This window comes from Streptomyces sp. NPDC049954, from assembly GCF_040656295.1.
GTDB lineage: Bacteria > Actinomycetota > Actinomycetes > Streptomycetales > Streptomycetaceae > Streptomyces.
Genome location: NZ_JBFALS010000001.1, coordinates 436,212 through 456,417, shown reverse-complemented (window position 1 = coordinate 456,417; position 20,206 = coordinate 436,212). Strand labels below are relative to the sequence as shown.

The 20,206-nt window shown below is 73.1% G+C and carries 17 protein-coding genes; 9 read left to right on the top strand and 8 right to left on the bottom strand.

Features of this window, described 5'->3' with window-relative positions; genetic code table 11:
• Nucleotides 1-111: 111 nt before the first annotated feature.
• The 4 genes from AB0J21_RS01940 (at nt 112) to AB0J21_RS01925 (ending at nt 4,789) form a co-directional block, all read left to right on the top strand.
• A complete protein-coding gene (locus tag AB0J21_RS01940; protein ID WP_363143789.1) occupies nt 112-1,353 on the top strand; it encodes an ROK family transcriptional regulator in 1,242 nt (413 codons plus the stop codon).
• A gap of 567 nt (nt 1,354-1,920) precedes the next feature.
• Complete coding sequence (locus AB0J21_RS01935) at nt 1,921-2,220, top strand: hypothetical protein (protein ID WP_363143788.1); 300 nt, start codon at nt 1,921-1,923, stop codon at nt 2,218-2,220.
• Nucleotides 2,221-2,324: 104 nt separating this feature from the next.
• The gene (locus tag AB0J21_RS01930) at nt 2,325-3,221 is read left to right on the top strand and encodes an oxygenase MpaB family protein (protein ID WP_363143787.1); all 897 of its coding nucleotides are present in this window, start codon (nt 2,325-2,327) and stop codon (nt 3,219-3,221) included.
• Between the two features lie 296 nt (nt 3,222-3,517).
• A complete protein-coding gene (locus AB0J21_RS01925) occupies nt 3,518-4,789 on the top strand; it encodes a M14 family metallocarboxypeptidase (RefSeq protein WP_363144078.1) in 1,272 nt (423 codons plus the stop codon).
• Between the two features lie 27 nt (nt 4,790-4,816).
• Here the strand turns inward: AB0J21_RS01925 and AB0J21_RS01920 are convergent, their stop codons facing one another.
• Nucleotides 4,817-5,797, bottom strand: a complete 981-nt coding sequence (locus tag AB0J21_RS01920) for an FAD-dependent oxidoreductase (protein ID WP_363143786.1) — start codon at nt 5,795-5,797, stop codon at nt 4,817-4,819.
• Nucleotides 5,798-6,079: 282 nt separating this feature from the next.
• On the opposite strand from AB0J21_RS01920, the gene AB0J21_RS01915 reads away from it, so the two are divergent.
• The 3 genes from AB0J21_RS01915 to AB0J21_RS01905 all read left to right on the top strand — a co-directional run bounded on the left by AB0J21_RS01915 (nt 6,080) and on the right by AB0J21_RS01905 (nt 11,294).
• Nucleotides 6,080-7,411 carry a DUF3616 domain-containing protein gene (locus tag AB0J21_RS01915; protein WP_363144077.1) on the top strand — a complete coding sequence of 444 codons (1,332 nt, stop codon included), beginning with the start codon at nt 6,080-6,082 and terminating at the stop codon, nt 7,409-7,411.
• Nucleotides 7,412-7,482: 71 nt separating this feature from the next.
• Nucleotides 7,483-9,120, top strand: coding sequence for an ABC-F family ATP-binding cassette domain-containing protein (locus AB0J21_RS01910; RefSeq protein WP_363143785.1), 1,638 nt, complete (start codon nt 7,483-7,485; stop codon nt 9,118-9,120).
• A 209-nt stretch (nt 9,121-9,329) separates the two neighbouring features.
• Nucleotides 9,330-11,294, top strand: coding sequence for a LamG-like jellyroll fold domain-containing protein (locus tag AB0J21_RS01905; RefSeq protein ID WP_363143784.1), 1,965 nt, complete (start codon nt 9,330-9,332; stop codon nt 11,292-11,294).
• A gap of 195 nt (nt 11,295-11,489) precedes the next feature.
• Here AB0J21_RS01905 and AB0J21_RS01900 read toward each other — a convergent pair whose 3' ends face one another.
• Nucleotides 11,490-12,332: a helix-turn-helix transcriptional regulator gene (locus AB0J21_RS01900; RefSeq protein WP_363143783.1), complete on the bottom strand. Its 843-nt coding sequence runs from the start codon at nt 12,330-12,332 to the stop codon at nt 11,490-11,492.
• 209 nt (nt 12,333-12,541) lie between these two features.
• Between AB0J21_RS01900 and AB0J21_RS01895 the strand changes: the two genes are divergently transcribed.
• Nucleotides 12,542-12,805, top strand: coding sequence for a hypothetical protein (locus AB0J21_RS01895; protein WP_363143782.1), 264 nt, complete (start codon nt 12,542-12,544; stop codon nt 12,803-12,805).
• 393 nt (nt 12,806-13,198) lie between these two features.
• Here the strand turns inward: AB0J21_RS01895 and AB0J21_RS01890 are convergent, their stop codons facing one another.
• The 5 genes from AB0J21_RS01890 to AB0J21_RS01870 form a co-directional block, all read right to left on the bottom strand.
• On the bottom strand, nt 13,199-13,987 hold the full coding sequence (locus AB0J21_RS01890) for an SAM-dependent methyltransferase (RefSeq protein ID WP_363143781.1): 789 nt from the start codon (nt 13,985-13,987) through the stop codon (nt 13,199-13,201).
• Nucleotides 13,984-14,805, bottom strand: coding sequence for an SAM-dependent methyltransferase (locus tag AB0J21_RS01885; protein ID WP_363143780.1), 822 nt, complete (start codon nt 14,803-14,805; stop codon nt 13,984-13,986). The genes AB0J21_RS01890 and AB0J21_RS01885 overlap by 4 nt, the downstream gene beginning before the upstream one ends.
• Before the next feature lie 272 nt (nt 14,806-15,077).
• Entirely contained in the window at nt 15,078-17,534 is a 2,457-nt protein-coding gene (locus AB0J21_RS01880) for a Tex family protein (RefSeq protein WP_363143779.1), read from the bottom strand.
• 83 nt (nt 17,535-17,617) lie between these two features.
• Nucleotides 17,618-17,743 (bottom strand): LPFR motif small protein, encoded by a 126-nt coding sequence (locus tag AB0J21_RS01875; protein ID WP_363143778.1) that lies wholly within the window; start codon nt 17,741-17,743, stop codon nt 17,618-17,620.
• A 152-nt stretch (nt 17,744-17,895) separates the two neighbouring features.
• A complete protein-coding gene (locus AB0J21_RS01870) occupies nt 17,896-18,759 on the bottom strand; it encodes a hypothetical protein (RefSeq protein WP_363143777.1) in 864 nt (287 codons plus the stop codon).
• Nucleotides 18,760-19,098: 339 nt separating this feature from the next.
• On the opposite strand from AB0J21_RS01870, the gene AB0J21_RS01865 reads away from it, so the two are divergent.
• Nucleotides 19,099-19,551: an ATP-binding protein gene (locus tag AB0J21_RS01865; protein ID WP_363144076.1), complete on the top strand. Its 453-nt coding sequence runs from the start codon at nt 19,099-19,101 to the stop codon at nt 19,549-19,551.
• Between the two features lie 58 nt (nt 19,552-19,609).
• Here AB0J21_RS01865 and idi read toward each other — a convergent pair whose 3' ends face one another.
• Nucleotides 19,610-20,203, bottom strand: coding sequence for an isopentenyl-diphosphate Delta-isomerase (gene idi, locus AB0J21_RS01860; protein ID WP_363143776.1), 594 nt, complete (start codon nt 20,201-20,203; stop codon nt 19,610-19,612).
• Nucleotides 20,204-20,206: the final 3 nt, after the last annotated feature.

Here is a 20,206-nt window from a genome sequence, read left to right as displayed (position 1 = left end):
GGATGTAATAAGTCAACGCTCGTACCGTGTATTCTCCCGATGCCTTCACTGCGGTGACCCGAGTGAACCGGGACCCGTGTGGAGGCGTACGGGCCGGGAGATGGAGGAGTGGTGACGCAAGGGGGAACGAACCTCCCCAGAGTCGGGGGGTACAACCAGGCGGTCGTCCTCGACGCGATCCGTACGGCCGGATCGGTGAGCCGCGTCGAACTCGCGCCGCTGACCGGGCTCACCGTGCAGACCGTCTCCAACGTGGTGCGCCGGCTGCTGGAGGCGGGGCTGGTCTCGGAGTCCGGCCAGGCCCCCTCCGGCGGCGGGAAACCGCGCACCCTGCTCTCGCCCCGCCCCGAGGGCGCCTACGCGGTGGGTGTCCAACTCGACCCGGACGCCGCCGTGTCCGTACTGGTCGACCTGTCCGGAGTGGTACTCGCCAGGCGCCGTACCCGGCTCGCCGGGCTCACCGACCCCAAGGACGTCGTCGCGCGGTGCGCGGCGGCCGTCAAACGCCTGGTGGCCGGCGCCGAACTCGGCTCGGGCCGGCTGCTCGGACTCGGGGTCGCGGTGCCCGGACCGCTCGACGGCCCCGCCGACGCCGTCGTCTCCCCGCCCAACTTCCCCTCCTGGGGCCGGGTTCCGCTGCGCGACATGTTCGCCGGGGTCACCGGCATGGATGTCGCCATGAACAACGACGCCACCGCCGCCGCCATCGGGGAGCGCTGGATAGGTGGCCGGGCCCGTGCGGGCAGCTTCCTCTTCATCTACATGGGCACCGGCATAGGCGCCGGAATCGTCCTCAACAACACGGTTCTGTACGGGGATTCGGGCAACGCCGGCGAGTTCGGGCACATGGCCGTCGAACCGGGGCCCCTCGTGTGCCAGTGCGGGGCGAACAACTGCCTGGGCCCCTACGTCCGGCCGCACGCCGTCCTCGCCGAGCTGAGCGAACGGCACGGCGCCGAGGCGGCCCGGCGCATCGGCCTCAGCGGCGCCCCCGGGGCGGTGTCCGCCGACTGGAAGCTGCTGCGCCGCGCGGTGCGCAAGGGCGATCCGGCCGCCGAGGAGGTCGTACGGCGCGCCGCCCGCCGCGTGGGCCAGGCCGCGCGCGGCACCGTCGCGATGCTCGACGTGAGCCAGGTGGTGGTCGGCGGCGAGGCCCTGCACGGCATCGAGCCGCTCATGCTGGAGGAGATCGAGGCGGCCGTCAACACGACCTCGGTGACCCGCGCCCTGCGGAAGGTCGCCGTCCAGCGCAGCGTGATCGGGGACGCCGTCGGCGCGGTCGGCGCGGCCTCCCTCGTCCTGCACGGCAACTACGCGCCGGGATGGCGGATGCTGACGCGGCCGGGGAGCTGACGGCAGGGGGGCGGTGCGGGCGGGGAGGTGACGCCGCATGAAGGCTGACCGGCCGGGGGTTGTGACGTGGGCGGAGGGCTGGCGGCGCCGGTTGGGGGCCGACGCGGCCGGGGTTTGACGTGGGTGGAGGGCTGGCGCCGGGTTGGGGGCCGACCGGCCGAAGGTTTGACGCGGCCCCGGAGCTGGCGCCGGTTGGGGGCCGATACGGCCGAAGTGCTGACGCGTCCGGCCGGGGTGCCATGCCTGGCCGCGCGGCTGCTCCCGTATCCCTTCGGGCCCGCGACCGGGCCCGCGACCGCCTCCGGCGTCGCCCTCGGGCCCGGCCGCGCGACCGCCTCCGGCGTCGCCCTCGGGCCCGGCCGCGCGACCGCCTCCGGCGTCGCCCTCGGGCCCGGCCGCGCGACCGCCTCCGGCGTCCCTTCGACGCGGCGGTGCGACCGGCTCCGGCTGTTCCTCCGCCCCCACCGAGCCGCCCGCCCCGATATCACTCGGCGCGGCGTCGCGTCCGGCTCCGGTGTCCCCCGGACAGGTGGTTGCGGCGCGGGCCGGAACGGGTAGCCCACGGGTATGCACCTGCTTCCCCCGGGTTCGGTTCTGCCCAAGGCCGCGCTTCTCGCGCTGTCGCTGCCGCCGCTGACCCTCCTGCGGCACGCCCGCGCCCTGCGCCGCGCGGCCCGGACCGCCCCGCCACCGACCCCGGGCGCCCCGGTCCCCGGCATCGTGACCGCGGCGCCCGCACCGCCCCCCGGGGCTTGGCGCGCGGCGTCCCCCCAGTCGAGCCTGGAGGCGGCCCGCGTCCGGGCGGAGGCGGAGCTGAGAGACCGGGTCTCCGAGGTGGCCGCACTGGTCGCCGCACGCGGCTTGTAGCCACGGGCGGCGGGCCCGGCGCGGCTCGTCGGCGGGGCATATCGGGACGTACGGTGGGAACCTGGGGTGCGTCCGCCCCGCCGTCGTCCCAGGGAGCCGCCGCCGTGCCCTCGTCCTCCCGGAGCTCCCGGGCCTCCCGCCCCGAACCCGTCCCGCCTCCGCCGGGCGGGGTGCTGTGGAGCGTCGCGGGGGACATCCGTTCCCTCCTCCTGCTCCCGGCGGCGCTGATCCTCCAGGTCGCGCACCCGGCGGTCGGCGCGGGCGTGAACGAGTACTCCGTCTTCCGCACGGACCCGTGGGGCCGGGGCGCCCGCTCCCTGGCCTCCGTACAACTGTGGGTGTACGGCGGGGACGAGGCGGTCGCCGAGGGGCGGCGGCTGCGCCGGCTGCACCGCGAGATCCGCGGCACCGACACCCTTGGCCGCCCCTACCGCGCCCTCGCCCCGGACACCTACGCGTGGGTGCACGCCACCGGGTTCCCCGTCTACCGGCACGGCCTGCGTCTCCTGGCCAGGCCGCTCACCCCGGCGCAGGAACGGCAGTTGTACGCGGAGTGGCGGCAGGTCGGCCGCGTCCTCGGCCTGCGCGAACGTGATCTGCCGCGCACCGTCGAGGAGTTCTGGCCCACCTTCCACCGGGTGCTCGCCGCCGAGATCGGCCCGAACCAGGTGGTCCACGACCTGCTCTCCGTGGACTTGCCGGTGCCCCCGCCCGGCCGCGGCCCCCGCCTCCTGCGCCTGGCCCTGCGTGCCCTGTGGCCCCTCCTGCTCCCGCCTCTCCTGCGGCTGCGCCGCTTCCTGACCGTCGGCTACCTGCCGCCCGAGGCCCGTGCGGCCCTGGGCCTGGAATGGAGCGAGCGGCAGGAGCGGCGGCTGCGGCGCCTCAGCACCGTGCTGCGCCTGCTCGTCCCCGCCCTGCCCGAGCGACTGCGCTACCTCCCGAGGGCCCGCAGTGCCCGCGCCGCAGCCCGGCGCGCGGGCGACACCCACGCGCGCCCCTGAGCGGCCCGGCCCCCAACTCCGCTCGCGACGCCCCTCTTCCGCCCCGCCCGCCGCCCCGGTACCTTGCGCTCCGTACCCGTATCGCATCGCACCCGTGTTCGTACCGCACCCCCACGCGTCACCGCGCCGCAACCGGCCGGCGCGCGTCGTCAACGGGAGGCACCGAGTTGCCCGCACGTGCGCACTCCGAGGAAGACACCGGTCCCGAGGCAGGCATACGGCCCGCGGGGGACGCCGCGCCCGAGCCAGACATACGGCCTGAGGGCGCACGGCGCGGTCCGCGCCGTGCGAGGGCCCTGCTGCTCGGGATCGCCGCCCTGGCCCTGGCCGCCCCGCTCGTCAGCGCCCCCGCACAGGCCGCGAGTGCCGGACCGCCCCGCACCGGGTTCGAACGCAGCGCCGGGGCCCACTGGACGACCCAGCCCGAGGAGGCCGCCTTTCTCGCCGCCGTCGACCGGGGCAGCGACCGCACCCGGGTCGAGACCGTCGCCACCACGAAGCAGGGCAGGCCCCTGACCCTCGTACGCGTCGGGGAGCGGCGCACCACGAACAACACGGTGCTCCTCGTGTGCAGCCAGCACGGCGACGAGCCCTCGGGGCGCGAGGCCTGCCTGACGACCGTCCGGGACCTCGCCTACGCGCGCGACGCCCGCACCCGGGCCTTCCTCTCCCGCACGACGGTCCTCGTGCTGCCCGACGCCAACCCCGACGGCAACGCGGCCGACACGCGCGGCAACTCCGACGGCGTCGACATCAACCGGGACCACCTCGCCCTGAAGACGGCGGAGGCCCGCGCGATGGCCGCCATCCAGCGCGACCTGAGGCCCGACCTCGTCTACGACCTGCACGAGTACGGCGCCACCCCGCCCTACTACGACAAGGACCTCTTCGACCTCTGGCCGCGCAACCTCAACACCGCGCCCGCCGTGCACCGCGAGGCGCAGGCCCTGTCACAGAGCTACGTCCGCCCCGCCGCCCGCGCGGGTGGCCACTCGATCGGCACCTACGGCATCTGGACCGACCCCGCGACCGGGGACCCGGTCCGGCAGACCGCCGGGGACGGACAGGAACGCATCCTGCGCAACATGAGCGGCGTCAAGCACGCGGTCGGCCTGCTCATCGAGAGCCGGATCGACGCGCTGTCCGCCGAGGAGAAGGCCGACCCGGCCCTCAACCACCGGCGCCGGGTCGACTCCCAGCTCGACGCGCTCGACGGCCTCTTCGGCTTCACCGACGCGCACCGCCGGGCCGTGGAGAAGGCCACCACGACGGCCCGGCTGAGCGGGCTCCTGGACCGGGGCCCGGTCTACCTCGGCGGCGCCGACAACGAAGCCGCCGCGCCTAAGGACGTACTCACCGACCCGCCGTGCGGCTACCGGCTTGACGCGAGCCAGTACGCCGACGTCCGCGACGAACTGGCCCTGCACGGAGTGGCCGTCCACGCCGACCGCGCGGGCGGCGGGGCCTTCGTCCCGCTGCGCCAGTCGCTGCGCGCCCTGATCCCGCTGCTTCTGGACGCCCGCGCGAGTTACCCGCTGACGGCCGCGACCCCGGTCGAGCGCTGCTGACACCGTACGGGCCGTCCGGCCCCCCCCTCACCCGGAGGCGGCCGCGACCAGTGCGGCCGCCTCCCGCGCGCAGCCCCAGGCCACCGTGATCCCGGCCCCGCCGTGACCGTAGTTGTGCACGACCGGTGTCCCGTCCGCGAGCCGTTCCGTCTCCATCCGCACCCCGCCGGTGCGCCCGGGGCGCAGGCCGACGCGGTGGCCGAGCACCTTCGCGTCCGCTATCTCCGGCCGTATCGCCGCGCAGCCGCGCACGATCTCCCGGGCGGTGTCCGGATCCGGCTCCCGGTGCCCGTCGCCGACCTGGGCGGTCCCGCCGAGGATGAGCCCGAAGGGCTGCGGGAGGAAGTACACCGAGAGCGGGCCGCCCGAGGCGACCGCCGTGAACCACGTGTCCACGCCCGGGTTCTCGACGATCACCAGCTGGCCGCGCACGGGATGGACGGCGGGATCGGGCACCAGCTCGCGGGCCGCGAGCCCCGCGCAGTCGACCACCACGCGCGCCTGCCGCGCGGCCTCGTCCAGGGAACGCACCCGGCGCGCCACGAGCCGCCCGCCGTGCGCCAGCAACTCCCCGGTCAGCCACGCCAGATGGGTCGGCATGTCGATGAGCGGCAGCCGCGCCCACAGCCCCGGCCCACCCGCGTACTCGCGAGTGGTGGAGGGGCGCAGGCCGGCGACCCGCTCCGCCCACGGCCCGAGATCCCCGAGCGAGATCCCCGCGTGCACCCCTTCGACGAGCCGGACGCCGGTGCGGTCCGGCTCGCCGGTGAGCCCCGCGTACACCTCCAGTGACTCCAGCGCCCACGCGCCGACCCGCTCGGCCGGCTCGATGTGGTACGGCCACCACAGACCGCCCGCCACGGCGGAGGTGGTGGCGAGCGCCGCGTCCGCCGACCACACCTCCACCCGCCGTCCGGCCCGCGCCAGCGCGACGGCCGTGGTCAGCCCGATGACGCCCCCGCCGACCACCACGACGTCCGAGGTGCCGGCCCTGTGTTCGCTGTCCATGTGTTCGACGGTATCGCCCGTGAGGAGGACGGCGGCCCCGGGGTGTGAACGGCGTCGGGGCTCCGCCCGCCGGTCCCTCGGAGGGGGGCCGCCCCGCTCGTCCCCGCCTGTTCGCTCCCCGTACCTCCGCCGTCCGCCGGGCGTTGTCGCAGGGGGCCGAGCCTTCTCCTCGGTGTCCGGTCCCCCGGCCGGACGCGCCCTCGCACACAGACGAAAGGCCTCGCCGTGCGCGTTCCCGTCCCCCCGTCCCTCCGCCGAACGGGCCTCGGCGCCGCCGGAGCCCTGCTGCTCGCCGCCACCGGGCTGAACGGCAGTGCCCACGCCGCGAGTTACGGCACCCCGTCGATCTCGTTGTCCACCGCGTACCTGTCCGGAGCGGTCGGAGCGAGCGCCGACCCGACGGTGGCGGTCACCGTGTCCCAGAGCGGCGCCGACGCCTCCGCGCTGACCGTGGACGTCTCCAAGAGCAGCAAGACCTCGGTCGCCGCAACCGGAGACGTGAGCGTGACGGGCACCGGCGGCAGCAGGACGCTCGCCGTCACCGCCCGAGGCCGGGGCTACACCGACCTGACCGTCAGGGTCAACGGACTCGGCGGGAAGACCACGACGAAGACCCTGCACTACGCGGCTTCCCCCGCCGTGCAGTACTCCGCCGACGCGCGCTACCTCACCGGGGCGAGCGACGCCTCGGCCGCCGTCGACGTCGGCGGCGGCTACCTCGTCGTCGCCAACGACGAGGACAACACCCTGCGCCTCTACAACGGCTCGGTCTCCGGCGCCCCCGTGAAGACCTGGGACATGAGCGGCAAGCTCGGCGCCGACAAGGAGGCCGACATCGAGGGCGGCACCCGCGTCGGCGACACCATCTACTGGACCGGCTCCCTCGGCAACAACAAGGACGGCGAGTACAAGGCCGACCGCAACACCGTCTTCACGACCAAGGTGTCCGGGAGCGGGGCCACCACCTCCCTCTCCTTCACCAGCGCCTACCACAAGCTGCGCGACGACCTCGTGGCCTGGGACAAGTCCCACGACGACCGCTACGGTTTCGCGGCGGCCACCGCCAAGGGCAAGGTGCCCAAGTCCGTCGACGGCTTCAACGTCGAGGGCCTGGAGTTCGCGCCCGGCTCGACCACCACCGCCTACCTCGGCTTCCGCGCCCCGCTGACCCCGGCGGTGACCGGCGGCAAGGCGCTCCTGGTGCCGGTGACGAACATGGACAAGGTCGTCACGGGCACGAAGGCGGCCTTCGGCACCCCCGTCGAACTCGACCTCGGCGGACTGTCCGTACGCGACATCCGCAAGAACGCCGCCGACGAGTACCTGATCCTCGCCGGTTCCTGGGCCGCCGACGACAACAGCGACCCCTACGCCCTCTACCGCTGGGACGGCGTCCCCGGCCACGCCCCCGTCAAGGCCCTGGACCTCCCCACCGCCGACGCCGGGGGCTGGGAGTCCGTCGTGTCCGTGCCCGCCCCGGCGGGCGCCGGTGCCCGTGTCCAGCTCGTCACCGACGACGGCGACGCCGACCTGTACGGCGACGGCACCCAGGCCAAGGACCTCGACCACCCCGAGTGGCAGAAGTCCCGCAGCACCTGGTTCACGCTGGGCTGAGACCGGGGAGCCGGGGTGGGATTTTTATCGGGCGGAACGGGGGCCCGGGGCCCGATAAACTCCCACCCCTGATGACTGCGACTCTCGTGACCAAGGACCTCGCCGCCGGACACGGCGACCGCTCACTCTTCTCCGGGCTCGACCTCGTCGTCGCGCCCGGAGACGTGGTGGGGCTCGTCGGCGCCAACGGGGCGGGCAAGTCGACGCTGCTGCGGCTGCTGGCCGGGCTCGGGACACCCGAGGAGGGCACCGTGCGGCTCACCCCGCCGGGCGCGAGCGTCGGACACCTGCCGCAGGAGCCGGAGCGCAGGCCGGGCGAGACGGTCGGCGCCTTCCTCGCCCGCCGCACTGGCGTCGCCGCCGCGCAGCAGGCCCTCGACGAGGCCACCGCGGCGCTGGTCGAGGAACGCGCCGGGGCCGACGACGCGTACGCCGAGGCCCTGGAGCGCTGGCTCGCGCTGGGCGCCGCCGACCTGGACGAACGGGCCGAGGCGGTCGCCGCCGACCTCGGGCTCACCACGGGACTCGACCTCCCGATGACCGCCCTGTCCGGCGGCCAGGCGGCCCGCGCCTCCCTCGCCTCCCTCCTGCTCTCCCGCTACGACGTGTTCCTCCTGGACGAGCCGACCAACGACCTCGACCTCGCGGGCCTCGCCCGGCTGGAGGGGTTCGTCACCTCACTGCGGGCCGGCACCGTCCTGGTCAGCCACGACCGCGAGTTCCTGTCCCGCACCGCGACCGACATCCTCGAACTCGACCTCGCCCAGCAGCAGGTGCGGCTCTACGGCGGTGGCTACGAGGCGTACCTGGAGGAGCGCGCCGTCGCCCGCCGGCACGCCCGCGAGGAGTACGAGGAGTACGCGGGCAAGCGCACCGCCCTCCAGGAACGCGCGCAGACGCAGCGCGGATGGATGGAGCACGGGGTGCGCAACGCGCGCCGCAAGTCCACCGACAACGACAAGATCGGCCGCAAACTGCGCGCGGAGTCCAGCGAGAAGCAGGCCGCCAAGGCCCGGCAGACCCAGCGCATGATCGAACGCATGGAGGTCGTCGAGGAGCCCCGCAAGGAGTGGGAGCTGCGCATGGAGATCGCCGCCGCCCCGCGCTCCGGCGCGGTCGTCGCGACCCTGCGGGATGCCGAAGTGCGGCGCGGCGACTTCGCGTTCGGCCCGGTGAGCCTCCAGCTCGACTGGGGCGACCGCGTCGCCGTCACCGGGGACAACGGCTCGGGCAAGTCGACCCTGCTCGCCACGCTCCTCGGCCGGCTGCCGCTCGACGCGGGGGAGTCCTCCCTGGGCTCCGGCGTCCTGATCGGCGAAGTCGACCAGGCCCGCGCCCTGTTCGACGGGGACACCCCGCTCATGGACGCCTTCCGCGTCGCCGTACCCGATCTGGAACCGGCCGAAGTGCGCACGCTCCTCGCGAAGTTCGGCCTCAAGGCCGACCAGGTGCTGCGCCCCACGCACACCCTCTCGCCCGGCGAACGCACCCGCGCCGCGCTCGCCCTCCTCCAGGGACGCGGAGTCAACCTCCTCGTCCTGGACGAGCCCACCAACCACCTCGACCTGCCCGCCATCGAACAGCTGGAGTCCGCGCTCGACTCGTACGAGGGCACGCTCCTGCTGGTGACCCACGACCGCCGCATGCTCGACGCGGTCCGCACGACGCGGCGCTTCGAGGTCGCGGCGGGACGCGTCACGGAGCGGTAGCGCACGGAAGCCCGCCGGACGGGCCCGCGCGCGGCCGCGCGGGCCGATCACCCTCCGTTCGGACCGGAGGGTTCCTGGCCGTTGCCCGACCAGGGCCTTAAATCCCGGACCGGCCCCGGATCCTGTTCGTCATCCGCAGTCTGCCCAGCTCGTACCCCTCGTGGGTAGCGTCGTCGCCACCTCAACCTGTCGACCCGAGAAGGGCTCCTATGTGCACGCACGACGACACCCCGTCACAGACACCGGACGGGCAGAGCCGGCGAGGACTTCTGCGCAACGCGGCACTGGCCGCCGCGGGAGCGGCCGCGGTGGGAGTGGGCGGGTCCGCGCTCGGCGCGTCGCCCGCCTTCGCCGCGGACGCCGAAAAGAGCGGGGAGAGCGGCGGGAGGGGCAGAACCTGGAGCCCGGACGCCACGTCCCTCCAGTTCACCCTCGCGGTCATGCCCGACACCCAGTTCCTGTACTGGGGGAGTCAGGACAGCGTCAACCGGGAGCCGCAGGAGGAGTCGTTCCGCTACGTCATCGACAACAGCGGCGCCCCCGACCACAACATCGTGTTCATGGCGCACCTCGGTGACCTGACGGAGGACGCCGACCCCTTGTCCTTCCAGCAGGTCGACAAGGCCTTCGCGCTGCTGGACTCGCACGGCGCCGCGTACAGCGTGCTGGCCGGAAACCACGACGTGACCGGCGACGACACCCGTGGCGACACGCCGTACCTGCGGACCATGGGCCCGCGGCGGTTCAAGCGCTCCAGGACCTTCGCCGGGGCGGACGCCACCGGCTACAACACCGCGCACGTCTTCCAGGCGGCCGGCCGCTCGTGGCTGCTGCTGGCCCTGGACTGGCGGACCACCGACCAGGGCTACCAGTGGGCCAACGACATGATCAAGGCCCACCCCAGGATGCCGGTGATCCTCACCTCGCACGACATCGTCGCCGCGCCGTACGATGACAACGTTTTCCCGTACAAGTCCGGCGACCCGGAGAACAACGCCGAACTCGCCGGAAACGGTCAGGTGATGTGGGACGAGCTGATCAAGGACAACGACCAGATCTTCCTGACCCTCAACGGCCACTACTGGCCGCCCGGGCGCACGACCCGGAAGAACGCCGCCGGAAACGACGTGCACCTGCACATCACCAACTACCAGAACCGCTACTTCGGCGGCGGCGCCATGATCCGGCTGTACCACTTCGACCTGGTCCGCGACACGATCGACGTCGAGACGATCAATCCGTGGATCCTGGCGCAGGACCCGAAGCGGCGCAGCGAGGTGGCGGCCGAGCACGCCCGCATCACCGGCCCGGTCGACAACTTCTCGGTCCCGGTCGACTTCGGGAAGCGGTTCTCCGGCTTCGCCCCGGTACCGGTCCGGCCCGCCCGGCCCGCCTCCAGGGAGCTGGTGAAGGGCACACTGGCGTACTGGCGCTTCGACGGACAGGGCGCCCCCGGCACCCCGCTCGCCGCGGGCCGTACGGTCCGCGACCTGACCGGCAGGGGCAACGACCTGACGGTGGTGACCACGCCGGGCACGGCGGCCGACGCGCTGACCTGGTCCGCCGACCACCACCCCGACCAGCCCGGGCACGCCAGCCTGAAGTTCGTGGGCGGCCGGAACCCGCTGCACGGCGCGTATCTGACGACCGGGGCGAAGGCTCCGCTGAACGGCGAGACGTTCCGGTCCGGGTTCACGATCGAGACCTTCGTGATGATGCCGCTGGACTGGGACGCCGGGAACAACGGCTGGTCGGCGATCCTCAGCCGGCGGGGATCCGCCGAGGCCGCCGGGAAGCACGGCAGGAACACCGACCCGGGCGAGCCCGTACTCCAGCTCGCCATCTCGAACAACGGCCGCGAGCCGCAGTTCAACCACTACCCGCTGAACACCACCTATCCGACGACCAACTGGGGCCATGGCCTGGTCGAGCTGAGATGGTGGCACCTGGCGGTGGTCAACGACGGCCGCCTCACGAAGCTGTACGTCGACGGCGCCCCGGTCGTGGACAACCCGAACCGGGTCTCGACCGGCCTCACCTCGCTCGGACTGCCGTGGCTCCTGGGCGGCCACGAGTACGCGGGCGCGGTCGACATCGTCTTCCACGGCACCATCGGCGACACCCGCATCGTCAATCGTGCGCTGAGCGAAGGCGAGTTCCTGACCGCCGGGTAGCCGTGGCCTTGACCGCTTGTCGGCTTCCGCCTCCGGTCCGGCGGCCGGAGGTGGAGGACGGTCGTTGCGGGGAGGGCCGCCGACCGTCGCCCGTGCGGCGGCCTCGCCGTCCGCTCGGGCGGGCTCCCTTGCCGGCCGTCGCCGCCCTCGCTGTCACTGGGGAGGAATTCCGCTATACCTATTCGCTGTCCCCGATCACAGGGACTCCATCTGTTCGTGGATCAGCTCGGCACTCTTCCGCGCTGACAACGCCTCCGACGTCATGTCGTTGAAGCCGCGCAGTGCTGTGCGCACCCGCTCCTCGTCCTCGTAGATGGCAGCCAGACGGAACGCCTCCACGCAGACGACGGGCACATGGGATTGCATCGTCAGGATGCTGACGGCGCCCCCCATGAGTACATGCGGTTCGGCGTCAAGCGGGAGAATCTGCAAGCGGACATTGGGTTCACTGCCGGCAGACAGAAGCGCCTGCAACTGAGCGCGCATGGTGGTGGGTCCGCCGACTGTCCGCCGAATCACCGACTCGCACAGAACCACCCGCATGTCCGGTGGTGGAGACGATCTCAGGAGCTCCTGCCGTGAGATACGACCTGCCACCCGGGAGGCGATCTCCTGTGGCGATGCTCTCCAGAGGCCGCACGTGAACAGTGCCTGCGCGTACTCCGGGGTTTGGAAGAGGCCGGGCACAAGGGTCGGCGACCATTCGAAGATGGCGATCGCCTCGCGCTCCATCGTCATCCGGCGCCGGTTCAGCACGGGGAAGCTGCCTGCCGTGATCTCCTCCGCCAGCTCCTTGAACTCCCCTTCCGTCTCGAAGGCTTCATCGAGTCGAGCGGCGATACCCGGGGGTATGGGGCCAATCCCTGTCTCGATGCGGCTGACGGTCGACTTGGAAGTCCTCAGCAGCCGCGCCAACGCGGTCTGACTCAACGCACCGCCTTCGGCGGTGAGTCGTCGGTGCCGACACTCCGTGCCGAATCTGCGGCGGGCATCCTCCACTCCTTCCTCGTAGTCCTCGCGCTGCTCGTCCCGGCTCACTCGACATGCCTCCTGACCACGCGTCTGGTCACACGTGAACAGTCGTGCGGCTGCGCAGGTCAGACACGGTGCGCGCCGTACGGCCTGCCCACACAGCAGGTTGGGCCCCTATTTTGCCCGTTTGTCGCGCCTTCATGGACCACTCTTGTGGCTGGGCAGCGGCCGCAGGGCCGCTCGCATTCAGTGCTGCACCGATGTGAGGAGCTTCGATGACGACCCCCGGATCGCCCCCCGAGACGGATCGCCCCACGATGTTGGCGGAGGCCAGGGCGATCGTGGACACACTCCGCGATGTCCTGGCCGACCAGGGCATCACGCTCCCGACTCTGCGGGTGGACCCGCTCTGGCACTCCAGTTCCTATGAGAGGGGAGCCCCGCTGATCGAACTGGGGCGGGTGTCGGTCACGGTCGCCTCGCGGCTGGCCGAGGCTCTGAGGGATCTGCCCAGTTCCCAGCCCGCCCCCGGGCGGTGACCAGTGCCCACCCCGGTCGTGGCTCCGTGGTCGAGGACGTCAGGACGTCCACGGTCGGAGAGGTCATGGGACACGTGGGGGCCGTCGTCCAGCTTCGCCCGCTCTGCGGCGGACGGGAGTGGGACGTGCCGCCCGACAAGCTCAGGGAGCTGAGCGCGACCGAGGTTCTGAGCGCCCGCCTGAAGGCGCAGAACAGGCTCACGCGACAGCGGGCCATAGTGCAGGACCCCGCCGGTAGTTCGGCCACGGGCGGGGCCCCTCGGTCGGCAGACCGCTGAAGACGCCCCGGTGTCCGGTGCAACGGACGCCGGGGCACCTCGGCCGGCCGCCGGGCGGCCGACCGGGGAAGAGCTTACCGACCCTCGCTACGGAGGCGCCCGGGCCGCCCGCGGCTCACGGTACGCGCGCGACGACCGCGTAGATCCCGCCGAGGCCGGGCTCCGGGCGGGCCGTGTCCCGGTACCAGGACGTGGTCTCCACGAGGCCGGGTGCCACCGGCTCCAGCCCCTCGTGGAACCGCGCCACCTCGGCCCGGTCGCGGAAGGCGAGCTGGATGCCCCCGCGCGCGTAGCCCTCCCGCACCTCCGCCGCCTTGTCCGGGTAGATGTCCGAGGCGGCGTGCGACAGCACGAGGTAACTCCCGGAGGGCAGCGCCCCGGTGAGGGTCCTGACGATGTCGTGCGGCTTCACGTCGTCGGGGAGGAAGTGCAGCAGCGCGATCAGCGAGAGCGCCACGGGCCGTGTGAAGTCCAGCAGTTCGCGACTCTCGCGCAGGATCGTGGCGGGCTCGCGCACGTCCGCCTGGAGGTAGTGCGTGGCCCCCTCGGGGCTGCTGACGAGCAGGGCCTCGGCGTGCGCGAGGACGATCGGGTCGTTGTCGGCGTAGACGACGTGGGCGGCCGGGTTCACGGACTGGACGACCTGGTGCAGGTTCGGCTCGGTCGGTATGCCGGTGCCGACGTCGAGGAACTGGTCGACGCCCTGCCCGGCCAGCCACCTGACGGCCCGCCTCATGAACTCCCGGTTCTCCCGGGCACCTTGGGCCCCGGCCTCGGGAAGGCTCGCGGCGACCCGCTGATCGACCGGGTAGTGGTCCTTGCCGCCGAGCAGGCAGTCGTAGACGCGGGCGGGATGCGGGGCCGTGGTGTCGATGTCGACCCCGGCGATACGGACGGTTGTCATCGTGCCTCCTTGCGGACCCGCGCGACACCGGCGTACAGGCCGCTCGGCTCCGCGACGAACTCGCTTGTCTCGTGGTGCCATTCGCTCGCGGTGACCAGGCCGGGCGGTACGAGGTCGAGCCCGTCGAAGAAGCGGGCCACCTCGGGCCGTGCGCGCAGGGCCATCTCGATCCCCGCCCTGCGGTAGTCGGCCGCCGCCTTCTCCAGGGCCTCGGGGAAGAGGTCGTAGGCGGAGTGGGTGAGGACCAGATGGCTGCCCGGGGGCAGCGCGGCCACGAGCCGGCGGACGATCCCGTAGGCGTCCTGGCTGTCGGGCAGGAAGTGGAGCAGCGCGATGAGAGAGAGCGCCACCGGCCGCGTGAAATCGAGGTGCTTCCCGGCGCGCGCGAGGAGTTCCTCCGGCTCGCGCACGTCCGCGGGCAGGTAGTGGGTCTCCCCTTCGGGGGTGCCGGTGAGCAGGGCCTCGGCGTGCGCGAGGACGATCGGGTCGTTGTCGGCGTAGACGACGTGGGCGGCCGGGTTCACGGACTGGGCGATCTGGTGCAGGTTGGGCTCGGTCGGTATCCCGGTGCCGACGTCGAGGAACTGGTCGACGCCCTGCTCGGCAAGCCACTTGACGGCCCGGTGCATGAACGCCCGGTTCTGCCGGGCCCCTTCGACGGCGCCCGGCGGCAGCGCTTCGGCGACCGCCTGGTCCACGGGGTAGTTGTCCTTGCCGCCGAGCAACCAGTCGTAGACCCGCGCCGGATGGGCCGCACTCGTGTCGACGGCGACCCGCCGCCCCGCGCCCGCTTCAGGCGCCGCCACCTCGTCCGCCATGCCGCACTCCCTTTCTCGCACGTCCTCGGCCCGCCCGCTCGTGGCGGGCGCGCTCCTGTGCGCATTATGCGTGAAGGGCGGTGAGCACGGCGTGAGTTGAGGCCCCTGCGACGGAACGGAACCACCCGTGTCCGGCGCCGGACACCGGGTACGGCGAAGCCCCCGTACACGTACGACCCCCACACGCGTACGACGTGACACACACGCACAGACGACGAGGGCCGCTCCCGCGCGCACCTCGCGCGCGGGAGCGGCCCCGGCCGTCTCGCGGATCAGCGCCTGCCACGTCCGCGCGACTCGCGCTCGCCACCACCGCCGGTCAGCCCGGCGCGGCGCAGGGCGTCCGCCATCGCGCTGTTCGCGGGCGCCGACGCCGGGGCGGGACGGCCACCACCGCCTCCGCCGCCACCTCCGCGCGGCTGGCGCTGCTGCGGGGTGCGCTCCCCGCCGCCCTTACGGCCCCGGTCACCGCCGTTCCCGCCGTTTCCGCCGCGCCGCTCGCGGGAACCACCGCCACGGCCCGGCTCGCCGCCGGTCGCGGCCTCGTCGTCCAGCCGCAGGGTCAGGGAGACGCGCTTGCGCGGGATGTCCACCTCCATGACCTTGACCTTCACGATGTCCCCGGGCTTCACGACCTCGCGCGGATCCTTGACGAAGGAGCGGGACATCGCCGAGACGTGCACCAGCCCGTCCTGGTGCACGCCGACGTCCACGAAGGCGCCGAACGCGGCCACGTTCGTGACCACGCCCTCCAGCACCATGCCCGGCTCCAGGTCGGACAGCTTCTCGACGCCCTCCTTGAAGGTCGCCGTGCGGAAGGCGGGTCGCGGGTCGCGGCCCGGCTTCTCCAGCTCGCGCAGGATGTCGGTGACCGTCGGAAGGCCGAAGGTGTCGTCCACGTAGTCCGCCGGACGCAGCGTGCGCAGCGTCCCGGTGTCGCCGATGAGCGAGGCGACCCCGCCGCCCGTGGCCTTCACCATCCGGCGCACCACCGGGTACGCCTCGGGGTGCACGCTCGACGCGTCGAGCGGGTCCTCCCCGTCCCGGATGCGCAGGAAGCCCGCGCACTGCTCGTACGCCTTCGGGCCGAGCCGGGCGACCGCCTTCAGCTCCTTGCGCGAGCGGAAGGGGCCGTTGCCGTCCCGGTGCCCGACGATGTTCTCCGCCAGGGTCGCGCTGATCCCGGAGACCCGGGCCAGCAGCGGCGCCGAAGCGGTGTTCACGTCGACACCGACCCCGTTCACGCAGTCCTCGACCACGGCGTCCAGCGAACGCGACAGCTTCACCTCGGACAGGTCGTGCTGGTACTGGCCGACACCGATCGACTTGGGGTCGATCTTGACGAGTTCGGCCAGCGGGTCCTGGAGCCGGCGGGCGATGGACACCGCGCCGCGCAGCGACACGTCCAGCTCCGGCAGCTCCTGGGAGGCGAAGGCCGAGGCCGAGTACACCGAGGCGCCCGCCTCGGAGACCATGACCTTTGTGAGGTCCAGCTCCGGATGCCGCGCGATGAGTTCGCCCGCGAGCTTGTCGGTCTCCCGGGAGGCCGTGCCGTTGCCGATCGCGATCAGCTCGACGGAGTGCTGCTTCGCGAGCCGCGCGAGGCTCGCGAGCGCCTCGTCCCAGCGGTTGCGCGGGGCGTGCGGATAGATCGTGTCGGTCGCCACGACCTTGCCGGTCGCGTCGACCACGGCCACCTTCACCCCCGTACGCAGCCCCGGGTCCAGGCCCAGCGTCGAGCGCGTACCGGCCGGGGCGGCGAGCAGCAGATCGCGCAGGTTCGCGGCGAAGACGGCGACCGCGTCGTCCTCGGCGGAGGTGCGCAGCCGCAGCCGCAGATCGATCCCGAGGTGGACGAGGATGCGGGTGCGCCAGGCCCAGCGCACCGTCTCCCGAAGCCACTTGTCGGCGGGCCGGCCCCGGTCCGCGACACCGAAGCGCTGCGCGACGATCCCCTCGAAGGACGAGGGCACGCCCGGCTCGGCCGGAGCCTCCTCGGGCTCCAGCACCAGATCGAGCACCTCCTCCTTCTCCCCGCGCAGCATCGCGAGCACGCGGTGCGAGGGAAGGGCGGTGAAGGGCTCGGTGAAGTCGAAGTAGTCGGCGAACTTGGCGCCCGACTCCTCCTTGCCGTCCCGGACCTTCGCGACGACCCGGCCCCGCGTCCACATGCGTTCACGCAGCTCACCGATGAGGTCGGGGTCCTCGGCGAACCGCTCCGACAGGATCGCGCGGGCACCGTCGAGAGCGGCCTGCGCGTCCGCGACGCCCTTGTCCGCGTCGACGAAGGCGGCGGCCGCCGCCGAGGGCTCCTGCGAGGGGTCGCCGAGCAGTCCTTCGGCCAGCGGTTCCAGACCGGCCTCGCGGGCGATCTGCGCCTTCGTGCGCCGCTTCGGCTTGAAGGGCAGGTAGACGTCCTCCAGCCGGGCCTTCGTGTCGGCCGCGAGGATGCGGGCCTCGACCTCCTCGGTCAGCTTGCCCTGCTCGCGCACCGATTCGAGGACGGCGCGACGCCGCTCCTCCAGCTCCCGCAGATAGCGGAGCCGCTCCTCAAGCGTCCGCAGCTGGGCGTCGTCCAGCATCTCGGTCGCTTCCTTGCGGTAGCGCGCGATGAAGGGCACGGTCGAACCGCCGTCCAGCAGTTCGACCGCGGACCTCACCTGCCGCTCCCGTACACCGAGTTCCTCGGCAATGCGTCCTTCGATGGACCCTGTGCGGGGTGTTGTCACGTTCCCGTACCGCCTTAACTCTGAGCTTGCGGCCCATTCTGGCAGGCGGCACGGCGGCGCGGGGATCAGGCTCGACCGGGCTCTCAGGCGCGCCGGGTGGACTGCGAGGCCCCGCCGAACAGGCGGGCCACGGCGCGGAACGGCAGCGTCACGACAGTCGCGAGCGCGCCGCCGATCTGGCGGAAGACATCGGCGATGGCGCGGAACATGGGGGCATCCCTTCCTCGGGGACAGTACGGACGTACGGGCGGCACGCCGGTGCGCGGCCGCCCCCGGACGGAGGCGCCGCCTCCGGTGCTCAGCGCGTTACCGCTCCGCCCACCCGCAAACCCCCGGCTCCGCGCAGGTCACCCGCCCGGAGTCAGCCCTTGCCGAAGACGCCGTCCGGGAAGCCGCCGTTCGCGAGCGCCGTACCCGTGAACGCCTTCGCCAGCTCCGTCAGCCGCTCCACGTCCGGCGCGCCCAGGTGCTCGTACGGTGCGAGGTCCAGCCGGTCCGTCTCCTCCTCGATCTCCAGGCGCTGGGCCTGCCCCGCCTCGGTCAGCTCGCCGTCGGCGTCGAGCAGCCCGCGCCCGCGCAGCCGCTCCACCGCAGCCTCCCAGTCGGTGCGGTGCCAGCCCCGGCTCGCGATGACGAAACGGGGAACCATGCCCCTGCCGGTCGCGGTGTGCGTGACCAGCGCCTCCACCGGGTCGAGCCCCGCGCGCAGCAGCACCTGCACATGGCCGTCGCCCCGGTGCTCGCGCAGCAGCGTCGCCGCGTGCCAGTACGCGAGGTGCGGCTCGGACGGCACCGGGAGATCGGCGTGCGCGGCGTACAGCGGCCGGGCCTCGGGCCGGCACGCCTCGGCGGCCCGCAGCGCGAGCCGCGCCGCCTCGGCCATCTCCGGGGACTCGACCGCCTCGTCACCGAGCAGCCGCCGCAGGGTCAGGTCCACGACCTGCAGCCGCGCCTGGAGAACCGTCCCGGGAAACACGGTTCCCCACACGGCGGGCACGTGCTCGGCCACCAGCCGGGGCGAGAAGTTGTAGAAGGTGGCGGTCACCGCACCCGCCCCGACCTGCCCCATCGCGGCGGCCCGCGTCGCGAGGTACACGGCCGAGCGGTCCTTGAGGCCCAGCTCTCCCATGACCTCGCCGAGGTCGGGCGAGAAGTAGTGCAGGGAGTGCAGCGGGTTGATCACGTTGTGGCAGCGGCGGGCGGCGCGCGGGGGGAGCTTCGTCATACCGGCACGTTACCTACTGGTAGGTATGACGTGAAGAGGCGGGCCGGGCAGCGGCGGCCGAATGCTCCTCGGACGGCTGGGGCCCGCTCACCCTCCGAGCGGCTCACCCTCCGCCCTCGGGGCCTACCGGAACCGCGGCCAAGCGGGCAGGAAGGAACCCGGACTGGTCACCTTCTCTCCACTGTCGTCGTTGGCCGGTCAAGTCCCGTCGATACACGCTGACTTCTGGTCAATAGCGTGGTCCGGACCTGCGCCCTGCCGAAGACTCCTCCTGTGGTGACAACAGAGCGTGAGGACGACGATCCCGGCACGGGGCACAGCGCGAGCGAAGGGGAGGGGGTGCCCGGGGCGCCGCGCGCACGGTCGCTGCCGCACGAGGGGGTCTGGAGATTCACGGCGCCCGCCGAGGACGCCTCCGTACCGCAGGCCCGGCACGCGGTCAGGGACCTGCTGGAGCGGCAGGGCGTACCGGTCTCGCCGGACGTGGCCCACGGGCTGCTGCTGATCGTCTCGGAGCTGGTCACGAACGCCGTACGGCACGCGGCGCTGCTCTCGCCCGTCCTCGCGGTCGAGGTGGCGGCCGGACCCGAGTGGATCACCGTGTCGGTGGAGGACGACCACCCCTACCGGCCCACCGCCCTGGAGGCCGACGCGGCCCAGACCGGAGGGCGGGGGCTGCTGCTGGTGCGGGAGATCGCCCGCGAGGAGGGCGGCGCCTGCGACGTGGAGCACACCGCGAGCGGAGGAAAGATCATCTGGGCGGCCCTGCCGCTGACCACGCGCGTACGGTGACCGCGCGCGTGACCACGCGATACGGCCGGGGGCGCGTACCGGCGGGCCGCCCCGGCCCTCACCAGCCCGCCGCGTCGCCCGTCAGCTCGCGTACGGCCGGGCGGGCCGCGTCCAGCACGGTCATGAACCACGCGGAGAACGGGTCCTGCTCGTGCCGCTCCTTCAGCTCCTGCGCGGACACGAACGCGGTGTCCCCGACCTCCTCCGGGTCCGGCCGCAGCGGGCCCGGGACCAGGCCCACGAAGAGGTGGTTGAACTCCTGCTCCACGAGACCCGAGGCCGGGTCCGGGTGGTTGTAGCGCACCGTGCCCGCCTCGGCCATCAGCGAGGGGGAGGCGCCCAGCTCCTCGAAGGTGCGCCGGGCCGCCGCCGCGAACGGGGCCTCGCCGGGGTAGGGATGCCCGCAGCAGGTGTTGGACCACACACCGGGGGAGTGGTACTTGCCGAGGGCCCGCTGCTGGATGAGCAGCCGGCCGTGCTCGTCGAAGAGGAAGACCGAGAAGGCGCGGTGCAACTGGCCGGGCGGCTGGTGGGCGGCGAGCTTCTCCGCCGTCCCGATGGTCGTACCGCTCTCGTCCACCAGCTCCAGCAGGATCGCTTCGGTGGACGAGGGGGACGAGCTGTCGGCCGCGGTGGCTGATGAGATCGGCATACG

What these genes read in the sequence shown, in the direction of transcription:
- AB0J21_RS01885 (WP_363143780.1), bottom strand. Translation starts at nt 14,805, where the DNA reads ATGGCGGACGAGGTGGCGGCGCCTGAAGCGGGCGCGGGGCGGCGGGTC.
- idi (WP_363143776.1), bottom strand. Translation starts at nt 20,203, where the DNA reads ATGCCGATCTCATCAGCCACCGCGGCCGACAGCTCGTCCCCCTCGTCC.
- AB0J21_RS01875 (WP_363143778.1), bottom strand. Translation starts at nt 17,743, where the DNA reads ATGTTCCGCGCCATCGCCGATGTCTTCCGCCAGATCGGCGGCGCGCTC.
- AB0J21_RS01870 (WP_363143777.1), bottom strand. Translation starts at nt 18,759, where the DNA reads ATGACGAAGCTCCCCCCGCGCGCCGCCCGCCGCTGCCACAACGTGATC.
- AB0J21_RS01890 (WP_363143781.1), bottom strand. Translation starts at nt 13,987, where the DNA reads ATGACAACCGTCCGTATCGCCGGGGTCGACATCGACACCACGGCCCCG.
- AB0J21_RS01910 (WP_363143785.1), top strand. Translation starts at nt 7,483, where the DNA reads ATGACTGCGACTCTCGTGACCAAGGACCTCGCCGCCGGACACGGCGAC.
- AB0J21_RS01905 (WP_363143784.1), top strand. Translation starts at nt 9,330, where the DNA reads ATGTGCACGCACGACGACACCCCGTCACAGACACCGGACGGGCAGAGC.
- AB0J21_RS01920 (WP_363143786.1), bottom strand. Translation starts at nt 5,797, where the DNA reads ATGGACAGCGAACACAGGGCCGGCACCTCGGACGTCGTGGTGGTCGGC.
- AB0J21_RS01895 (WP_363143782.1), top strand. Translation starts at nt 12,542, where the DNA reads ATGACGACCCCCGGATCGCCCCCCGAGACGGATCGCCCCACGATGTTG.
- AB0J21_RS01935 (WP_363143788.1), top strand. Translation starts at nt 1,921, where the DNA reads ATGCACCTGCTTCCCCCGGGTTCGGTTCTGCCCAAGGCCGCGCTTCTC.